9 protein-coding genes and 2 pseudogenes are annotated in these 15953 nt (G+C 72.5%); 5 read left to right on the top strand and 6 right to left on the bottom strand.

What is annotated here, in order from left to right:
* Position 1: 1 nt before the first annotated feature.
* The 4 genes and pseudogenes from WMF22_RS47260 to WMF22_RS47275 all read right to left on the bottom strand — a co-directional run.
* On the bottom strand, positions 2-967 hold the full coding sequence (locus WMF22_RS47260) for a universal stress protein (protein ID WP_437296389.1): 966 nt from the start codon (positions 965-967) through the stop codon (positions 2-4).
* Positions 968-1038: 71 nt separating this feature from the next.
* Entirely contained in the window at positions 1039-1350 is a 312-nt protein-coding gene (locus tag WMF22_RS47265; RefSeq protein ID WP_437296390.1) for a hypothetical protein, read from the bottom strand.
* On the bottom strand, positions 1347-3677 hold the full coding sequence (locus tag WMF22_RS47270) for a nitric-oxide reductase large subunit (protein ID WP_438037339.1): 2331 nt from the start codon (positions 3675-3677) through the stop codon (positions 1347-1349). The genes WMF22_RS47265 and WMF22_RS47270 overlap by 4 nt, the downstream gene beginning before the upstream one ends.
* A 210-nt stretch (positions 3678-3887) precedes the next feature.
* Positions 3888-4103, bottom strand: a pseudogene (locus WMF22_RS47275) (3-beta hydroxysteroid dehydrogenase); the annotation flags it as partial.
* A gap of 431 nt (positions 4104-4534) precedes the next feature.
* On the opposite strand from WMF22_RS47275, the gene WMF22_RS47280 reads away from it, so the two are divergent.
* Positions 4535-5848 (top strand): lactonase family protein, encoded by a 1314-nt coding sequence (locus WMF22_RS47280; protein WP_438034027.1) that lies wholly within the window; start codon positions 4535-4537, stop codon positions 5846-5848.
* A 55-nt stretch (positions 5849-5903) separates the two neighbouring features.
* Positions 5904-7019, top strand: a complete 1116-nt coding sequence (locus WMF22_RS47285) for a lactonase family protein (protein ID WP_438034028.1) — start codon at positions 5904-5906, stop codon at positions 7017-7019.
* Positions 7020-7131: 112 nt separating this feature from the next.
* On the opposite strand, the gene WMF22_RS47290 is transcribed toward WMF22_RS47285, so the two are convergent.
* Both WMF22_RS47290 and WMF22_RS47295 read right to left on the bottom strand, forming a co-directional pair.
* Complete coding sequence (locus tag WMF22_RS47290) at positions 7132-7932, bottom strand: alpha/beta fold hydrolase (RefSeq protein ID WP_438034029.1); 801 nt, start codon at positions 7930-7932, stop codon at positions 7132-7134.
* A 288-nt stretch (positions 7933-8220) separates the two neighbouring features.
* Positions 8221-8967, bottom strand: a pseudogene (locus WMF22_RS47295) (AraC family transcriptional regulator ligand-binding domain-containing protein).
* Between the two features lie 374 nt (positions 8968-9341).
* Here WMF22_RS47295 and WMF22_RS47300 point away from each other — a divergent pair.
* From WMF22_RS47300 to WMF22_RS47310, 3 genes are all read left to right on the top strand, one after another.
* Positions 9342-11480, top strand: coding sequence for a prolyl oligopeptidase family serine peptidase (locus tag WMF22_RS47300; protein WP_438034030.1), 2139 nt, complete (start codon positions 9342-9344; stop codon positions 11478-11480).
* Between the two features lie 157 nt (positions 11481-11637).
* A complete protein-coding gene (locus tag WMF22_RS47305) occupies positions 11638-12444 on the top strand; it encodes a hypothetical protein (protein WP_437296396.1) in 807 nt (268 codons plus the stop codon).
* Between the two features lie 18 nt (positions 12445-12462).
* Entirely contained in the window at positions 12463-15852 is a 3390-nt protein-coding gene (locus tag WMF22_RS47310) for a hypothetical protein (protein WP_438034031.1), read from the top strand.
* Positions 15853-15953 lie beyond the last annotated feature (101 nt).

Here is a 15953-nt window from a genome sequence, read left to right on the forward strand (position 1 = left end):
CTCATTCGGGCTCCTCGGCGCGTGGCCGAGCGGGCACGATCAGCACGTCGCTGGCGACCTGACGCAGCACGTCTCCAGCGACCGTCCCGAGGAAGGCGTGAGCGACCCCGGAGTAGCCGTGGGTGCCGAGCACCAGGAGGTCGCTGTCTGCCTTCTTGACGGCCTTCTCGATCACGAGCCGGGCGGAGCCGCGTCGAACATGGATCTTCCAGCGCGGCGCCTCTGCTGGCCGCACCTCCGCCCGCGCGAGCGAGGCAGCGAGCAGCTTCACGAGCTGCTGTGTAGCTGCTCGCTCGAGCTCGCTGCTCCATGCCTCTGCGTCCTCCTCCGAGAGGCTGCGATAGATGGCTCCGCGATAGGGCGTGTCGAACGCATGGATCACCAGGACACGCGGCCGCGGGGTCGGAATCAACCGGAGCATCAGCGCGAGCACATCCGTGGATCCTCGCTCGAGATCGAGGGCGACCGCGGGCCGGCTGTACGCCGCGCGAGGAGCCAGCCGGACCGCCAGGACCGGGAGCTGCCCGCGGCGGATGACACGCTCCGCGGTCGAGCCGAGGAAGGTGTCCCGGAGCGCGCGGCTGCCGCCGCGACCCATGACGATGAGCTCGGCCCTCGTCGAGGTCGCGCAGCCTGCGATCTCCGCGGCCGGGCTGCCGATCTTCACCACCGGTTCGACGTCGACGCCCTTGGGCAGCGTCTTTGCGAGATGCCGCGCCTCGCTCGCGAGTGATTTTCTGGCATCCCGCTCGGCGCGGTCCTGGGCCCTGGCGGGGAGGTTGCCGGGAACGACGTGAAGCAGCGTGACGCGCGCTCCATCGGCCAGCGGCAGACGTGCGACCCGGCCGAGGACGCGGTCCGAAATGGCCGTCAGATCGACGGGGACGAGCAGCGAATGGAAGCGCCCGGCCTCGTCCATCTCGGGCTGCCCGTTGCCTGCCTCCGGCTCCTTCAGACTCTCGGTCATCGTGTGGCCTCCTCTCTATGAAGCAGGTCCCTTCCCGGAGAACGCCCTTCACCGCGCCTGGAACAGCCGATCTAGGCGTGACGACCGCCTCGGGCGAAGGCGGCCAGGCCCCTGGCGAGCGCCCTCGTCACGAGCGCCGCGGCGAGGCCGAGGATCCCGAGATCGGCGAGGCCGTGGTTCCGCAGCGCGACCGCCCCGACGATGCAATCGCCCACGAGCAGGACCACGAGCGAAAGGCCGAGATGGAAGCGGCGCGCGTCGTCGTGCGGCCACCCGGGCGCGGGCTCGGCCCTGGCTCCTCCGAACGCCCGGATCCCGGCGGCGATCCCCAGGAGGAGCACCGCATACCCGGCGCCGAGCAGCGCCTCCGGCGAGACGCTCACGAGAGCTCGCCCTGCCCCGCGCCCGAGGGCGCGGCGCTCCCGGCGCTGTCGGGCGGCGCCTCGATCTCGGTGAAGAGGTTGTCCCGGGCTTCCGGCCCCGCGAGCTGCGGGACGCGATGGCGGACGCCGCGGTAAGCGAGGAGGAGGAGCGGCAGGGTGCCGCCGAGGATGAAGAGCACATCGCCCGGCAGGCGCATCCACTCCATGAGGCGGTTCGTGGGGTTCGTCAGGTACTGGAGCTCTCGAGCCTCGAAGTACCCGTAGCTCACCGCGTGGTGGAGCTGCATGAGCCCGAGCGGGAACAGCGTGGCAAAGACCATCCACGCGAGCCCGACGTTCAGCGACCAGAAGCTGATCTTGGCCGCCCTGTCGGACCACCGCTCGGCGGGCATCAGGTAGCGCAGCGCGAAGAGCGCGAGCCCGGCGGCCAGCATGCCATAGACGCCCATCATCGAGGCGTGCCCATGGTTGGCGGTCAGCGCGGTGCCGATCTCGTAATAGGACACGATCGGCAGGTTGATCAGGAACCCGAAGATCCCGGCCCCCAGGAAGTTCCAGAACCCCACGGCCACCAGGAACATGATGGCCCAGCGATGCGGGAAGGGCTTCGTCGACTGGCCTCCTTGCGCGATGCCCAGGCGCAGGAAGGTCCACGCCTCCACCGTGAGGAAGGTCAACGGGATCACCTCCGCGGCCGAGAAGAAGGCGCCGAGCGCCATGTGCTCCACGGGCGTGCCGGAGAAGTACAGATGGTGCATGGTGCCGATCACCCCGCCCGCCGAGTAGAGGATGACCTCCAGGTAGATGAGCCGCAGCGCGATCGCCTCGGCCACCACCCCGAGCAGGACGAAGAGATAGGCCACCATGAGCGTGGTGAACAGCTCGAGGAAGTCCTCCACCCAGAGGTGCACCACCCAGAAGCGCCAGAAGTCGGTGCTCGTGAAGTTCGCGCGCGGGTGCGCGAGCAGGCCCACGGCGTAGAAGGCCGGGATGGCCAGCGCGGCGAAGAAGAAGAGCCAGGGCATGTTGCCCCGGTGCTCGACGGCGAGCCGACCCCGGAGCGCGCGGAAGAGCAGCGCGACCCAGGCGAACAGGCCGAGCGTCAGGAGCACCTGCCAGAAGCGACCCAGATCGAGGTACTCGAACCCCTGGAGCGCGAACCAGATGCTGTCCGACGCGCCGTGGATGGCGAGGAGCTCGCCGAGGAGGCTGCCCGCGACGACGATGACGAGCGCGCCGAGCAGACCGTAGGCGAGCCAGCTCTGGCCTCTCGGCTCGCGCCCGCTGATCATGGGCGCGATGAAGATGCCCGCGCCGAGATAGGAGACCGCGACCCAGAAGATGGCGAGCTGCAGGTGCCACGTGCGCACCAGGTTGAAGGGGAAGGCCCCGGCCAGGTTGATCCCGAAGAAGCTGGATAGCTCGGCGCGATAATGCTGCGTGGCGCCTCCGAGGACGGACTGGAGGGTGAACAGCAACGCCATGACCAGGAAGAACCACGCCGTCGCGCGCTGGGCTGGGGTCAAGGCGACCTCGCCCGGCTGGCGGAAGCTGAGCCGGTGCCCTTCCCGCCCGTGCCACCCGAGGAAGCGCCATCGCCCGAAGGCCGCGAAGAGCAGGCCTGTCCCGCCGAGGAGCGCGATGAGCGAGAGCACGCTCCAGATCACCAGCTCGCCCGTGGGCTGGTTCCGGACGAGCGGCTCTGGAGGCCAGTTGTTTGTGTACGAGTAGGCCTCTCCGGGGCGCTCCGCCGCGGCGGTCCAGGCCGTCCAGGCGAAGAACGAGGTGAGCTGAGAGAGCTCGCGCGCGTCCGAGAAGAGGCCGGCGCGCAGGCCGTGCTTGCCGCTGGGCTGGGCGAAGAAGCGGCGATAGTGATCCTTCAGCAGCTCGAAGGCCTCTGCCTGGGCGTCGGTGAAGACCAGCGTCCCTGTCGCGGGATCATAGCGGTTTTGACGAAAATCGCCGACGGTGCGCGCGAGCGCCTCCGCCGAGCCCGCGCCGCCGTGGCGAGAGGCGGCGTGGGAGGCGGCCCGGCGGAGGTAATCGGCGGTGAAATCCGGGCCGAGGTAGGCGCCGTGGCCGAAGACGGATCCGTATTCCATGAGCCCGTTGCGCAGGAACAGCTCCTGACCCGTGAGCACGTCGTCGCCCGTGAACAGAACGCGCCCCGCGGGGTCGACCACCCGCGCGGGGATGGGTGGCTGTGCCGCGTAGGTGCGGTAGGCGAGCAGGCCGAGCACGAAGAACCCGAACAGGAAAACGAGGGCCGTCGCCTGGACCCAGCCGCGCGAGATGAGGAGGTTTCGCCGTCCGGAGGAGCGCGCCATGGGAATGCCGGGAGCGAGCCGAGGAGGGCTCACCCGTTCTCCGAGATGACGACCGAGGAGGCTGCGTTGCGCGGCGTTCGTGCGCCTGGACGAGGAAATGGGGGTCTTTCCGCGATTCCCCCTGGCCGCTGCCGGCGAGCTCGTCCTTAAGGTCGGGCGGCGTTCGGCGCGCCTGGAGCTCGGCCGCGCGGGCCGGGATCGCGTACGCCGCTAGGGGCGCGCGAAGTACGTGCCGTGCTCGAGGTCGGCGAGCAGGCCCGCCTGCTCGGGCTTCCAGCCGAACCGGGCCTGCGTGATCGCGCTCGACGCGGGGGTGTCGAGCGCGAAGAACCCGCCGAGCCATCCGAAGTGCTCCTTGGGGACCGACGCGACAGGCAAGCCGAGCTTGCGGCCGATCACACCGGCGATGTCGCGGGTCGGGACGCCCTCGTCGCCGACCGCGCGTTGGCGCCGAGGTCTCGGCGTTCCAGGTCGGCTACACGAGCGCCTCGCAGTTCAGCCGCGAGTATTCGCGCATGTTCGGCAACTCGCCGCTGCGCGATGCCCGCCCGCTGCAGCAGAAGGCCGCGGTCGTCCAGGACATGTAGTCCTCCCGCTTCCATCGACCTCCTTCGTTTCCGCTCCCACATTCCGCCCTTGTCGCCGCCTCGATCTGAAAGATCGAGCTCACCCAGAAACCGCTCGGCGCCTTCGCCGTAGGACTGGGCGCCGCTCGACACGAGCGCGGCGACGCGTCGAACGCCGAAGCATGCGGCCGTATCCGGACACGGGCTCGCCCGTGGACGCCGCACGACGGCCGCAATGCTCGCATGGCGCGCTGCGGTCAGCGCAAACCATCAAAGAATGGAGAGGCAGCTATGAGAAAATCAACTGGCGCCCTGTTGCTCGTATCCCTGGCGTCGGCCTGTCTGAGCGCCTGCGGGGGTGAACCCGAGAGCCCCGCGGACGGCCAGAGCGCCGTCGGGTTCGTGTTCGTGGGGACGAACCATAACAACACGCACGACGCCGGCGAACCTGCCAACCAGGTCGCCGTGTACCGCAGGTTCGCCGATGGATCGCTCGAGCTCGCCGATCACGTCGACACCGGCGGACAGGGGTCGGGGCCCTCGGCGCGCTTTGCCGGTGACGGCCTCGGCTCGTCCCATTCGATGGTGCTCAGCCAGGACCGGGCATTCCTGTTCGTCACGAACGCCGGCAGCGACACGCTCTCCGTGCTCCGCGTCGGAAAGGACACCCTCGAGGTCACCGACGTCCAGCCCACCAAGGATGGCGCCGGGCCGGGCTTCCCGAACAGCGTGACCCAGCACGGCGATCTCGTCTATGCGCTGAACGGCGCCGGCGAGGGGAGCGTCACCGGCTTTCGCCTGAGCAGCCAGGGGAAGCTCACGCCGATCCCCGGCTCGACCCGGCTGCTCTCCGCGAACCAGGTCAGCCCGCCGGACACGCTGTTCAACCCGGCGCAGGCGTCCTTCACGCCGAGCGGGAGGCAGCTCGTCGTCACGATCAAGGACGGGCCCGCCGCGGGCCTGATCGACGGCGTGACCCCGACCGGTCCGAGCCGGGTGCTCGTGTTCGATGTGCTCGAGGACGGCCAGCTCGCGCAGACATTCACGCAGACCGACCTCGACAACGACGGCCCGTTCGGGTTCTCGTTCGACGCGGCCGGACACCTGCTCACGGCCCTGTTCGTGGGCGGTGATGATCTCGCCGGCGCGGCCGGATCGTTTCAGATCAACGCGGACGGGACGCTCACGCCGATCACGCGGACAGCGAAGGTGAGCCAGCTCGATCCGTGCTGGCTCGAGAACAACGGGGAGTTCGCGTTCACCGCGAACTACACCTCGGGCACCCTCTCGAGCTTCCGTATCGGGGACGACGGCAGCCTGACGGTGCTCGACGAGCAGGCCGGCCTCACCGACGAGCGCGCGGGCGCCCCCGGCGCGAGCCAGCAGGGCTCGACGCCGCTCGATCTCGGCATCAGCCCCGACGGCCGATTCCTCTATGACGTCCTGCCGGGCTCCGGGAGCGTGGGCGCCTGGCGGATCGAGGACGACGGCAGGCTCACCAAGATCGGCGAATACGGCGGGCTCCCCAGGACCGTCGACGGCGACAGGGCGCCGGAGGAGCGCTTCGGCCCCGGCGGGAGCCCGGCCGGCATCGGCGTCCTCTGAGGCTCACGGGCCCATTCCAACGCATCCATCAACGCTCACCTCAAGGAATCGAGTCATGAACAATGTTGCGAAGAACGATCGACGCGCCGTCTACGTGATGACCAACGCGACCCCGAATGCCATCCAGGTGTTTCACCGGGCGGGCGACGGCATGCTCTCCCCCGGGGCGTCCTATCCGACGGGCGGGAACGGCCACGCCCCGAACCCTCCGCTCGGCTTCCCGATCCTCGAGTCCCAGAGCGCCCTGGTCGTCAGCCGGGACGGGCGCATGCTCTTTGCCGTCAACGCGGGGAGCGGCACGATCTCCTCGTTCGTCGTCCGCCGAGGCGGGGAGCTCCAGCGGGTCGGCCTTGTCTCGTCGAACGGCGCGCGCCCGGTCTCCCTCGCGCTGCACGAGGGCGTGCTGCACGTCGCGAACGCGGACAGCAAGAGCATCCAGGGATACCGGGTCGGCCACACGGGAGAGCTGACGATGCTCGCCGGCGCATCGCGCTCGCTGAGCGGCTCCGGTATCGCCACCATTGCGTTCAACCGGACGGGTGATGTCCTTGTGATCGCGAGCCGCGGGGACGGCGAGCCGATGGGGAGCCTCGAGACGGTCACCGTCGACGATCACGGGATGCCCGGGCCGGTCCGCCGGCAGGACGTGGTGAAGGCCGGCCAGGCGCCGTTCGGCTTCACGTTCGATCGGCGCGGCCACGTCATCCTCTCGAACCTGTCGCTGACCGGCGACAGCTCGGTCTCGCGCTACAGCGTCGCCCCCACCGGGGAAATGCGGCTCATCGCGGAGCAGCGCATCTTCACGACCGCGGCGTGCTGGGTGGCGACCGCGACGGCCGGCCCCTCGACGTTCGCGTTCATCACGTCGGCGGGCTCGCGCTCCGTCACCGCGCTTCGCGTCGACCGGAGCGGCGGCCTGACGCCGGTGGGGCCGCTGAGCGCGACGGTGCAGGCGGCGTTCACGAGCGGGCTGGCCCTCGATTGCGCCGTGAGCATGGGCGACGACTTCCTCTACGTGCTGAGCCCTGATGGGTTCAGCGTGCCGCCCTTCACGGGCGCGGGCCCGACCGTCGTGCACGGCTACCGGATCGAGCCGAGCGGCGCGCTGACCTCGCTGGGCCCGCCGGTAGGCTGTTTGCCCCAGGGCGCTACCGGGCTCGCCGCGGTGTAGCCGGGGCGATGCGGCAGGCGCCTCTCACGGACCGCAGGAATTTCAAGAGCCCGGCCGGCGCCCGACAGCGCCGTTCCCGGGCTGCTTGGATGAAGGTGGGAGTGATCTTGGATCAGCGAGTGGCGGGTCGGTGGGTGGCGTGGGTCTCGGCGAAGTCCCAGACGAGCTGGCGGAGGGGCTCGGGGGTTTCGATCTGGGGGAGATGACCGGCGTCGGGGAGCAGCGCGAAGCGGGCGCCGGGGATCGCGGCGGCGTAGGCGCGGCCGTAGTCGGGGGTGCAGATCCCGTCGCTCTCGCCCCAGAGGACGAGGGTGGGCTGGGAGATGGCGGCCAGCCGTGGGCGTAAGGTCGGATCGGTCATGGTGCCACCATAGGTGCGCAGGGTGGCCCGGTTGGCGGCCATGGCGGCGCGCTGGCTGTCGCTGAGGCTGGCCGGGTCGATGCGGAACCGTTCGGGGTTGTGGTAGCTGCGCTCCGCCAGCTGGGCGAGGGTGAGAGAGAAGATGTCGGCGACGGGCTGGTCGGCGACGTCGATGCCGACGGCGTCGACGAGGATGGTGCTGCTGATGCGCTGGCTCTGCAGGAGGGCGAGCTCGGCGGCGATCCAGCCGCCAATGGAGCTGCCGACGACGGTGACGTCGACGAGCTCCAGCTGGTCGAGCAGGGCGCGGTAGAGCTGGGCAAGGCCCGAGATGGTGGTCAGCCATTGCGGGCGGTGGGTCCTGTCGAAGCCTGGATGGGTGGGAACAATCACCCGGGCGTGGTTGCCTTCGGCAAGGGTCTTGGCGAAGCCGGCCACGGACCGGGGACCGGCGCCGCCGTGCAGGAGCAGGAACGGGTGTCCGGCGCCGTACGCGTCGACGGTGACATCGACCTGGCCGTGGCCGGGGAGGGTGAGGCTGTGCGTTGCCATGGGGCTCCTTGTGCGGTTGCGGCGAGCGCGCTCGCCGGACCGCTGGTGGTAAGGCTCTTGTCGAAGCGGCGTGCGCGCGGATCGTCCCGCTGGGCGCAGCGTGGCGGCTTCGATGACTCGACCCTAGAACAACGATCACGTTGAAACCCGGAGAATTTTCACAGGGAGGCGGGGAGGCGGGGAGGAAGAAAAGAATGATTTTCTCCCTCTTGCCGTCTCTCGCTCCCCGCCTCCCCGCCTCCCTGTGAAATTCCTGCTTTTTCTCGTGGTTTCAACCCGTTTGTCGCTCTAGCGCCTTGCTCGACGGCGTACATTGCCCGGACGCGCCAGAAAGGTGGCGCGCGACGCCAAGCGCGCGGCGTTCTGCGACCTCGCCAGAGGTCCCGCGCGCTGCCCGTCATCGAAGATCAGCCGCGGCACCGGCGCGTTCCAGGCGATCGGCGCGGCGAACAGGCGCTCGTGAGGCCGCACGTCGGCCGGGGCCGATGACGCCAGCTCGACGCGCACCGGGGAGATCGGCGCGCCGGTGAAGGAGCGGCCGAGCATCAGCATGGCGGCGCTGCCGAGCTCCGCGAGCTGGCGAAGGCCATCGGGAGCGGCCATGGCCGTTTTCCCCTGAAACCGGAGCACGATCGACGTGAGGCACGCCGCGCGATCGCGGTCGAGCTCGAGGCGGACTCCTTCGTTCCAGAGCCCCAGTTAGCGAGCGGTCCGCTCGTAGGCGGCGCGGAGCGTGGGGCTCGTGGAAGCAGCATAGGTGACGACCCCGAAGCGGCGCGGGTCCGCCGCCTTCGCAAGGCGAAGCCCGAGATCGTCGGCGCGGGTCAGCTCGACCGCGGCCCCCAGGAGCTCGGGGAGCTTCTCGGCCGGACCTCGGGCGTCGACGCCGTCGAGCGCGATGCCGGCGAGCACCTCGGCGCGGAGGCGGTTCGCAGCGCCGGGGGCGAGCTCGTCGGAAAAGACGAGAATCGACAGGAAGGCGCCGGCGGCAGCGCTGTGGCTCGGTGCTGCGCCTTTTATACCGCGCGGGGGCATCGTCCGAGGAGAGGAGCCAAGAGGAGCAAACGCCTTCTCGAGAATCAAGAGATGTCATGCCGCAGCCGCCCCTCCAGTCTCGCCACGACCAGCAGGTCGGGACACGACGAGAAGCGCGCTCGAAGCGTATCTATCGGATATTCCAGCCTATCATGTGACCTCCCGCCCTCCGGCCGGCGCGGCAGCCCCGCCCTCCCCGGCGACCCGCCTCGCACGACGCTCGCTCCCGGGCGCGCGCCCCGCGAACCCGCGTGCTCCTGCCGGCGGGGGCACGGTATGCTTGTCGCACCATGAAGTATCCTCCCTGCCTGCTCCTCTCGGCGTTTCTCGCTGGCGCCTGCGGAGGTGGCGAGGCACACCCGTCAGGTCCGACCATGACCGCAAGCTCCCCTCTGCTCCCCACCGCGGCCAGCGCCGCGCCCGCGCCCGCCCCCGAAAACCCGAGCCGCCCCGCGTACCCGCCCACCCGCGTCGCCCCGGTGACGAACGCCCTGCATGGGGTCGAGATCACCGACCCGTACCGCTGGCTCGAGGACGGCGACGCACCCGAGGTGAAGGAGTGGATGAAGGCTCAGGACGCGTTCACGCGCGCCGAGCTCGCCCGGCTCCCCGAGCGGGACGCGATCGCGTCAAGGCTGAAGCAGCTATTCTACATCGATGCGGTCTCCGCGCCGCGCCACCGCAGGGGCCGGTACTTCCTGAGCCGGCGGCACGCGACGAAGGAGAAGTCGGTCGTCTACTGGAAGGAGGGAAAGGGCGGCGCGGAGCGCGTGCTGTTCGACCCGAACACCTGGTCCGAGGACGGCAGCGTCTCGCTGGGCGGATGGGAGGTGTCGTGGGACGGCAAGAACGTCGCCTACAAGATCCAGCAGAACAACTCGGATGAGGCGACCCTCTATGTGATGGATGTCGCGTCCGGCAAGCGCTCCGAGGTGGACGTCATCGAAGGGGCCAAGTACGCCTTTGCGTCGTGGACGCCCTCCGGCGACGGCTTCTACTACGTCTGGCTCCCCACGGACCCGTCCATCCCGGTCGCCGAGCGGCCGGGTTACGCCGAGGTGCGCTTCCACCGGCTCGGCCAGGATCCCAAGCAGGATCGCGTGGTGCGCGGCAGGACGGGCGATCCAAGGACCTTCCTGAACGCGTCCCTCTCCAAGGATGGCCGCTTCCTGGTGCTCACCGTCTCTCACGGGTGGACCTCGGCTGACGTCTACTTTCGCGATCTCCGCAGGCCGGGCGGCCACGCCGCGGACAAGCCGCTCGCGGTCGGGCGCGACGCCCACTACAACGTCGAGGTCTACAAGGACCGGCTCTACGTCCACACCGACGAGGGCGCGCCCCATTACCGCGTCTTCGAGGTCGATCCGGACAGGCCGGATCGCGCCGCATGGAAGGAGATCGTCCCGGAGCGCCCCGACGCCACGCTGGACAGCGTCTCCATCGTGGGTGGGCACCTCGCGCTGAGCTATCTCAAGGACGCTTCGAGCCGGGTCGAGGTGCGCGCGCTCGACGGCAAGCTGGTCCGCGAGGTCCCGCTGCCGGGCATCGGCACCGTCGGCGGCCCCTCCGGGCTGCCCGACGAGGACGAGGCGTATTTCTCGTTCGAGTCCTACACCTCGCCTCACGAGATCCACGCGACCTCGATCAAGACGGGTCGGACCGAGCTCTACGCGCGCATCGAGGTGCCCATCGATCCGTCGCCCTTCAGCGTGGAGCAGACCTTCTTCCCCTCCAAGGACGGCACGAAGATCTCGATGTTCATCGTCCGCCGCAAGGACATGAAGAAGGACGGGAGCTCCCGCGCGCTGCTCTACGGCTACGGCGGGTTCCAGATGTCGCAGACCCCCGCGTTCACCTCCTCGATGTACCCCTGGCTCGAGCGGGGCGGCGTGTACGCGGTGGCGAACCTGCGCGGCGGCGGCGAGTACGGAGAGGCGTGGCACCGGGACGGGATGCTGCTCAAGAAGCAGAACGTCTTCGACGACTTCATCGCCGCCGCGGAGCACCTGGTCGGCGAGGGGTACACGCGGCCCGAGCGGCTCGCCATCCTGGGCGGCTCGAACGGCGGCCTGCTCGTCGGCGCCGCGCTCACGCAGCGGCCCGACCTGTTCGGGGCCGTCCTCTGCGGCGTCCCCCTGCTCGACATGGTGCGATACCACCTGTTCGGCTCCGGCAAGACGTGGATCAGCGAGTATGGCTCCGCCGACGATCCGGAGCAGTTCAAGGCGCTCCACGCCTACTCCCCCTATCACCGCGTGCAGGCGGGGAAGCGGTATCCGCCGGTGCTCCTGCTGTCGGCCGACAGCGACGATCGGGTCGACCCCATGCACGCGCGCAAGTTCGCCGCCGCGCTGCAGTCCGCGAGCGCGGGCGGTCCGGTCCTGCTCCGCATCGAGCGGAACGCCGGGCACGGCGGCGCGGATCTCATCAAGTCGGCGGTCGCGAAGGGCGCCGACCAGATCTCGTTCGCGCTGTGGGCCACGAGCGCGCAGGCGGCGGCGATCAAGCGGTGAGGGGGCGCGCGGCGCACCACGAGCGGCGCGCGTGAGGCGCGGGACGCGCGCCGCGAGCGGGGCGACGGACAGGCTTGCGGCTCCGCGCCGCGACGGCTAACAACGCGCCGCTGTGCGAACGCTTCACCCCGTAGCCGGGGCTTCCCGCCGCGGGCCTTTGATCTCGCGCCCCCTCGCGGCCGCCGTCTCGGCGCTCGCGGAGGGCCCGCGCGCGCCGCTCGCGGACCTCGCCGATCCTGCGGCGGTGCTGGCCGGGCTCATGGACCTGCACGGGAGCGTCTCGCTCGCGCGCGAGCTCGCGCTCCTCGACCGCCACGCCGCGCCGCCGCCGGCGTCCGAGGGCGCTCGCGCCGAGGTCCGGGCGCTCGCCGCCGATCGCCTCGGCGAGCTCGCGGAGGCGCTCGACCAGGTGTTCGCCGCCCCGTTCCACCGGCGGAACAAGCTCCCCGACGCGGCGGCGGTGCACGCGACGCTGGAGCAGGCCGGGGTGCTGCCTGCCCGCGCGGCCCGCGACCGCGGGGGGCGCCCGCTCGCGTCCGCGGCAGGGCAGATCTGGGAGCCGTTCGGAGAGCTCATGGGCCGTCTCCTCGGCCGCATCCGGCTCGAGACGCGCGCGCTGCGCGAGGAGCTCGCGCCTTCGCTGCGGGCGCTCGGCCCGGAGGCGGCGCGGCTCGAGCGGCTCGACGCCGCGATCTCCGCCGCCACCCAGAAGCGGCGCGAGCGCGCGCTCGCCGAGCTCGTCCCCGGGCTCTCGCGCGCCTTCGCGCGGGCCTTCCGCGCGGCCGTGGGCGCGCTGCCGGAGGGGGCCGGGCTCGAGGACGTCGCGGGCTGGTTCGGGCAGGAGCAGTGGCTCCTGCGGGAGCTCCAGCGCATGGAGCTCGTGGTCCAGGCGGCGCTCGCGCACGAGGCGGGCCGGCTGCTCTCGCTGGTCGACGGGGCGGCGGCGGCGGGCGCGCCCGCGTAGCTCGCGGGGGGCTTCACGATGCGGCTCGCGACGGCGCGGCAGTGGACGACGCGGATCCTGGTGCTCCTCACCGGCGGGGTCGGCCTCGCCCTGGTGGGGCGGGCGGCGCTCGTCTACCGCGGGGCGGATCCGCTCGCGTACCGCCTCGTGCAGCTCATCGCGCTGGGGCTCGCGCTCGGCACGCTCGAGGTGTTCGTGCGCGCGGGGCGGGCTGCCCGGATCGAGCGCGAGCTCGGCGCGCTGCCGCGGCCGGCGACGCGGGCGGCGATCGAGCAGAGCGGCGCCCCGCTCCGATCGATGCTCGAGGCGCGGATGGCCGGCGCGGCGCTGCCCCCGGCGAGCGCGACGTTCGCGTCGTACCTCGTCGGCCTGCTCGTGATGATCGGGCTGCTCGGCACGTTCCTCGGCCTGTTCGAGACGCTGCGGGGGGCCCGCGAGGCGCTGACGCTGAGCGCCGACGTCGACGCGCTGCGGGAGAGCCTGGCCGCGCCCATGCAGGGCCTCTCGCGCGCGTTCGGCACGTCGGCGGCGGGCGTCGCGGCGTCGGGGATGCTCGGGCTCGCCGGCGTGCTCCTGCGCCGGGCCGAGGCGCGGGCCGCGGCGGCGCTCCAGGCCTACGCGTCGGGCCCGCTCGCGGCGCTCACGGTGGCGGGGCGGCAGCTCGCGGCGCTGGAGGCGCTCGCGCGGCAGGGCGACGCGCTCCCCGCCGCGGCGGCGTCGCTCCGCGAGGCGACGGGCCGGCTCGAGCGCCTCGAGGAGCGGCTGCTCGCGGTCCAGGTGGAGGGCGCGCGCCAGGCGGCCGCCTCGTTCGCGGCGGCCGCGGCCGAGGTCCGCGGCGACATCGCCGCGGGCCTCCGGCAGACCGCCGACGTCGCGGCGAGCGTGGTCAGTCCGATCCTGGCGGAGGCGGTGGAGCGCGCTGGCGCGGTCGCGGGCGGCGCGCTGCAGGCGGTCGAGCGGCGCCTCGACGAGGAGGCGCGCGCGCGGCGCGAGGCGGACGTCGCGTCGGCGTCGAGGCTTGCGGGCCAGGCGGAGCGGCTGTCGTCGGTGGTGGGGGAGGCGATCGAGCGGCTGGAGCGAGCGCACGCGGCGCGCGCTGCGGAAGCGGCGAAGCGGCAGGCGGAGCTGGACGCGGAGCGGGCGGCGCACCTGACGGCGCTGGGCGAGGCGCTGTCGGGCGCGCTGTCGGAGGCGGCGCGTGCGGCGCAGGCGGCGCCGGAGGCGGCGTCGCGGCTGATCGGGGAGGCGTCGGAGCGGCTGTCGGCGCGCGCGGAGGCGGACGCAGCGCGGGATGCGCGGCTGGACGCGCTGCTGGAGAAGCTGTCGGAGGCGACAGCGGGGATGGCCGGGAGCGCGCGGGAGCAGGCGGAGCGGGTGGCGGCGCTCGCGGAGGCGGCGGAGCGGAGCGGTGCGGAGCGCGAGGCGCGGGCGGAGGCGCGCGTGGCGGCGCTGGGCGAGGCGGCGCGGGCGCAGCTGGCGGAGCAGGCGGCGCGGCTGCTGGCGTTCGAGGAGCGGCTCGACGGAGCGCGGCGGGAGGCGGCCGACGGGCTCGCCGAGCGGCTCAGCGCCCACGCCCGCGGCCTCGGCGAGAGCCTGGCGCAGATGGAAGGGGGCGTGGCGTCGCGGCTGGAGCGGATGGAAGGGGGCGTGGCGTCGCGGCTTGCGCAGATGGAAGGGGGCGTGGCGTCGCGGCTGGAGCGGATGGAAGAGGGCGCGGCGAAGCGGCTCGAGCGGCTCGACCAGGAGGCGGCCGCGCGCCGGCGCGAGCTCGAGACGGCGTCGGCGTCGAGGCTTGCGGGCCAGGCGGAGCGGCTGTCGTCGGTGGTGGGGGAGGCGATCGAGCGGCTGGAGCGAGCGCACGCGGCGCGCGCTGCGGAAGCGGCGAAGCGGCAGGCGGAGCTGGACGCAGAGCGTGCGGCGCACCTGACGGCGCTGGGCGAGGCGCTGTCGGGCGCGCTGTCGGAGGCGGCGCGTGCGGCGCAGGCGGCGCCGGAGGCGGCGTCGCGGCTGATCGGGGAGGCGTCGGAGCGGCTGTCGGCGCGCGCGGAGGCGGACGCAGCGCGGGACGCGCTGCTGGACGCGCTGCTGGAGAAGCTGTCGGAGGCGACGGCGGGGATGGCCGGGAGCGCGCGGGAGCAGGCGGAGCGGGTGGCGGCGCTCGCGGAGGCGGCGGAGCGGAGCGGGGCGGAGCGCGAGGCGCGGGCGGAGGCGCGCGTGGCGGTGCTGGGCGAGGCGGCGCGGGCGCAGCTGGCGGAGCAGGCGGCGCGGCTGCTGGCGTTCGAGGAGCGGCTCGACGGAGCGCGGCGGGAGGCGGCCGACGGGCTCGCCGAGCGGCTCAGCGCCCACGCCCGCGGCCTCGGCGAGAGCCTGGCGCAGATGGAAGGGGGCGTGGCGTCGCGGCTGGAGCGGCTGGAAGGGGGCGTGGCGTCGCGGCTGGAGCGGATGGAAGAGGGCGCGGCGAAGCGGCTCGAGCGGCTCGACCAGGAGGCGGCCGCGCGCCGGCGCGAGCTCGAGACGGCGTCGGCGTCGAGGCTTGCGGGCCAGGCGGAGCGGCTGTCGTCGGTGGTGGGGGAGGCGATCGAGCGGCTGGAGCGAGCGCACGCGGCGCGCGCTGCGGAAGCGGCGAAGCGGCAGGCGGAGCTGGACGCAGAGCGTGCGGCGCACCTGACGGCGCTGGGCGAGGCGCTGTCGGGCGCGCTGTCGGAGGCGGCGCGTGCGGCGCAGGCGGCGCCGGAGGCGGCGTCGCGGCTGATCGGGGAGGCGTCGGAGCGGCTGTCGGCGCGCGCGGAGGCGGACGCAGCGCGGGACGCGCGGCTGGACGCGCTGCTGGAGAAGCTGTCGGAGGCGACGGCGGGGATGGCCGGGAGCGCGCGGGAGCAGGCGGAGCGGGTGGCAGCGCTCGCGGAGGCGGCGGAGCGGAGCGGTGCGGAGCGCGAGGCGCGGGCGGAGGCGCGCGTGGCGGCGCTGGGCGAGGCGGCGCGGGCGCAGCTGGCGGAGCAGGCGTCGCGGCTGCTGGCGTTCGAGGAGCGGCTCGACGGAGCGCGGCGGGAGGCGGCCGACGGGCTCGCCGAGCGGCTCAGCGCCCACGCCCGCGGCCTCGGCGAGAGCCTCGAGGCAACCGCAGCGGTGGTGCGGGAGGCCTCGGAGCTCGTGCGGGCCGGCGGTGCCGAGATGACATCCGTGGCGGAAATGTTCACCGTTGCGGTTGACCGTTACCGCGACGCGAGCGATCGCTGGCTGAACAGCCTGGGGGCGATCGAGGACGCGATCGAGCGCCGGGAGCACGGCGAGGCGACGGACCTCCTCGGCGCTTACCTCGACCAGACCCGTGAGGTCTTCGATCACTCGCTGCAGTTCCAGCGCGAGCTCTTCTCCGAGCTGCGGGCGCTGAGGAGCAAGACGAGCTGATGCGCCGCGCGTCGCGTGCGTCAGGCGCTCGTCTCTCGCGCCTTGAGATCGTGGCCTCCGCGGATCGTGGCGAGAGCTCACCGCGTTGGCTGGCGTCAGCC

It is taken from the genome of Sorangium sp. So ce204 (genome assembly GCF_051526795.1).
Lineage (GTDB): Bacteria > Myxococcota_A > Polyangia > Polyangiales > Polyangiaceae > Sorangium > Sorangium cellulosum_B.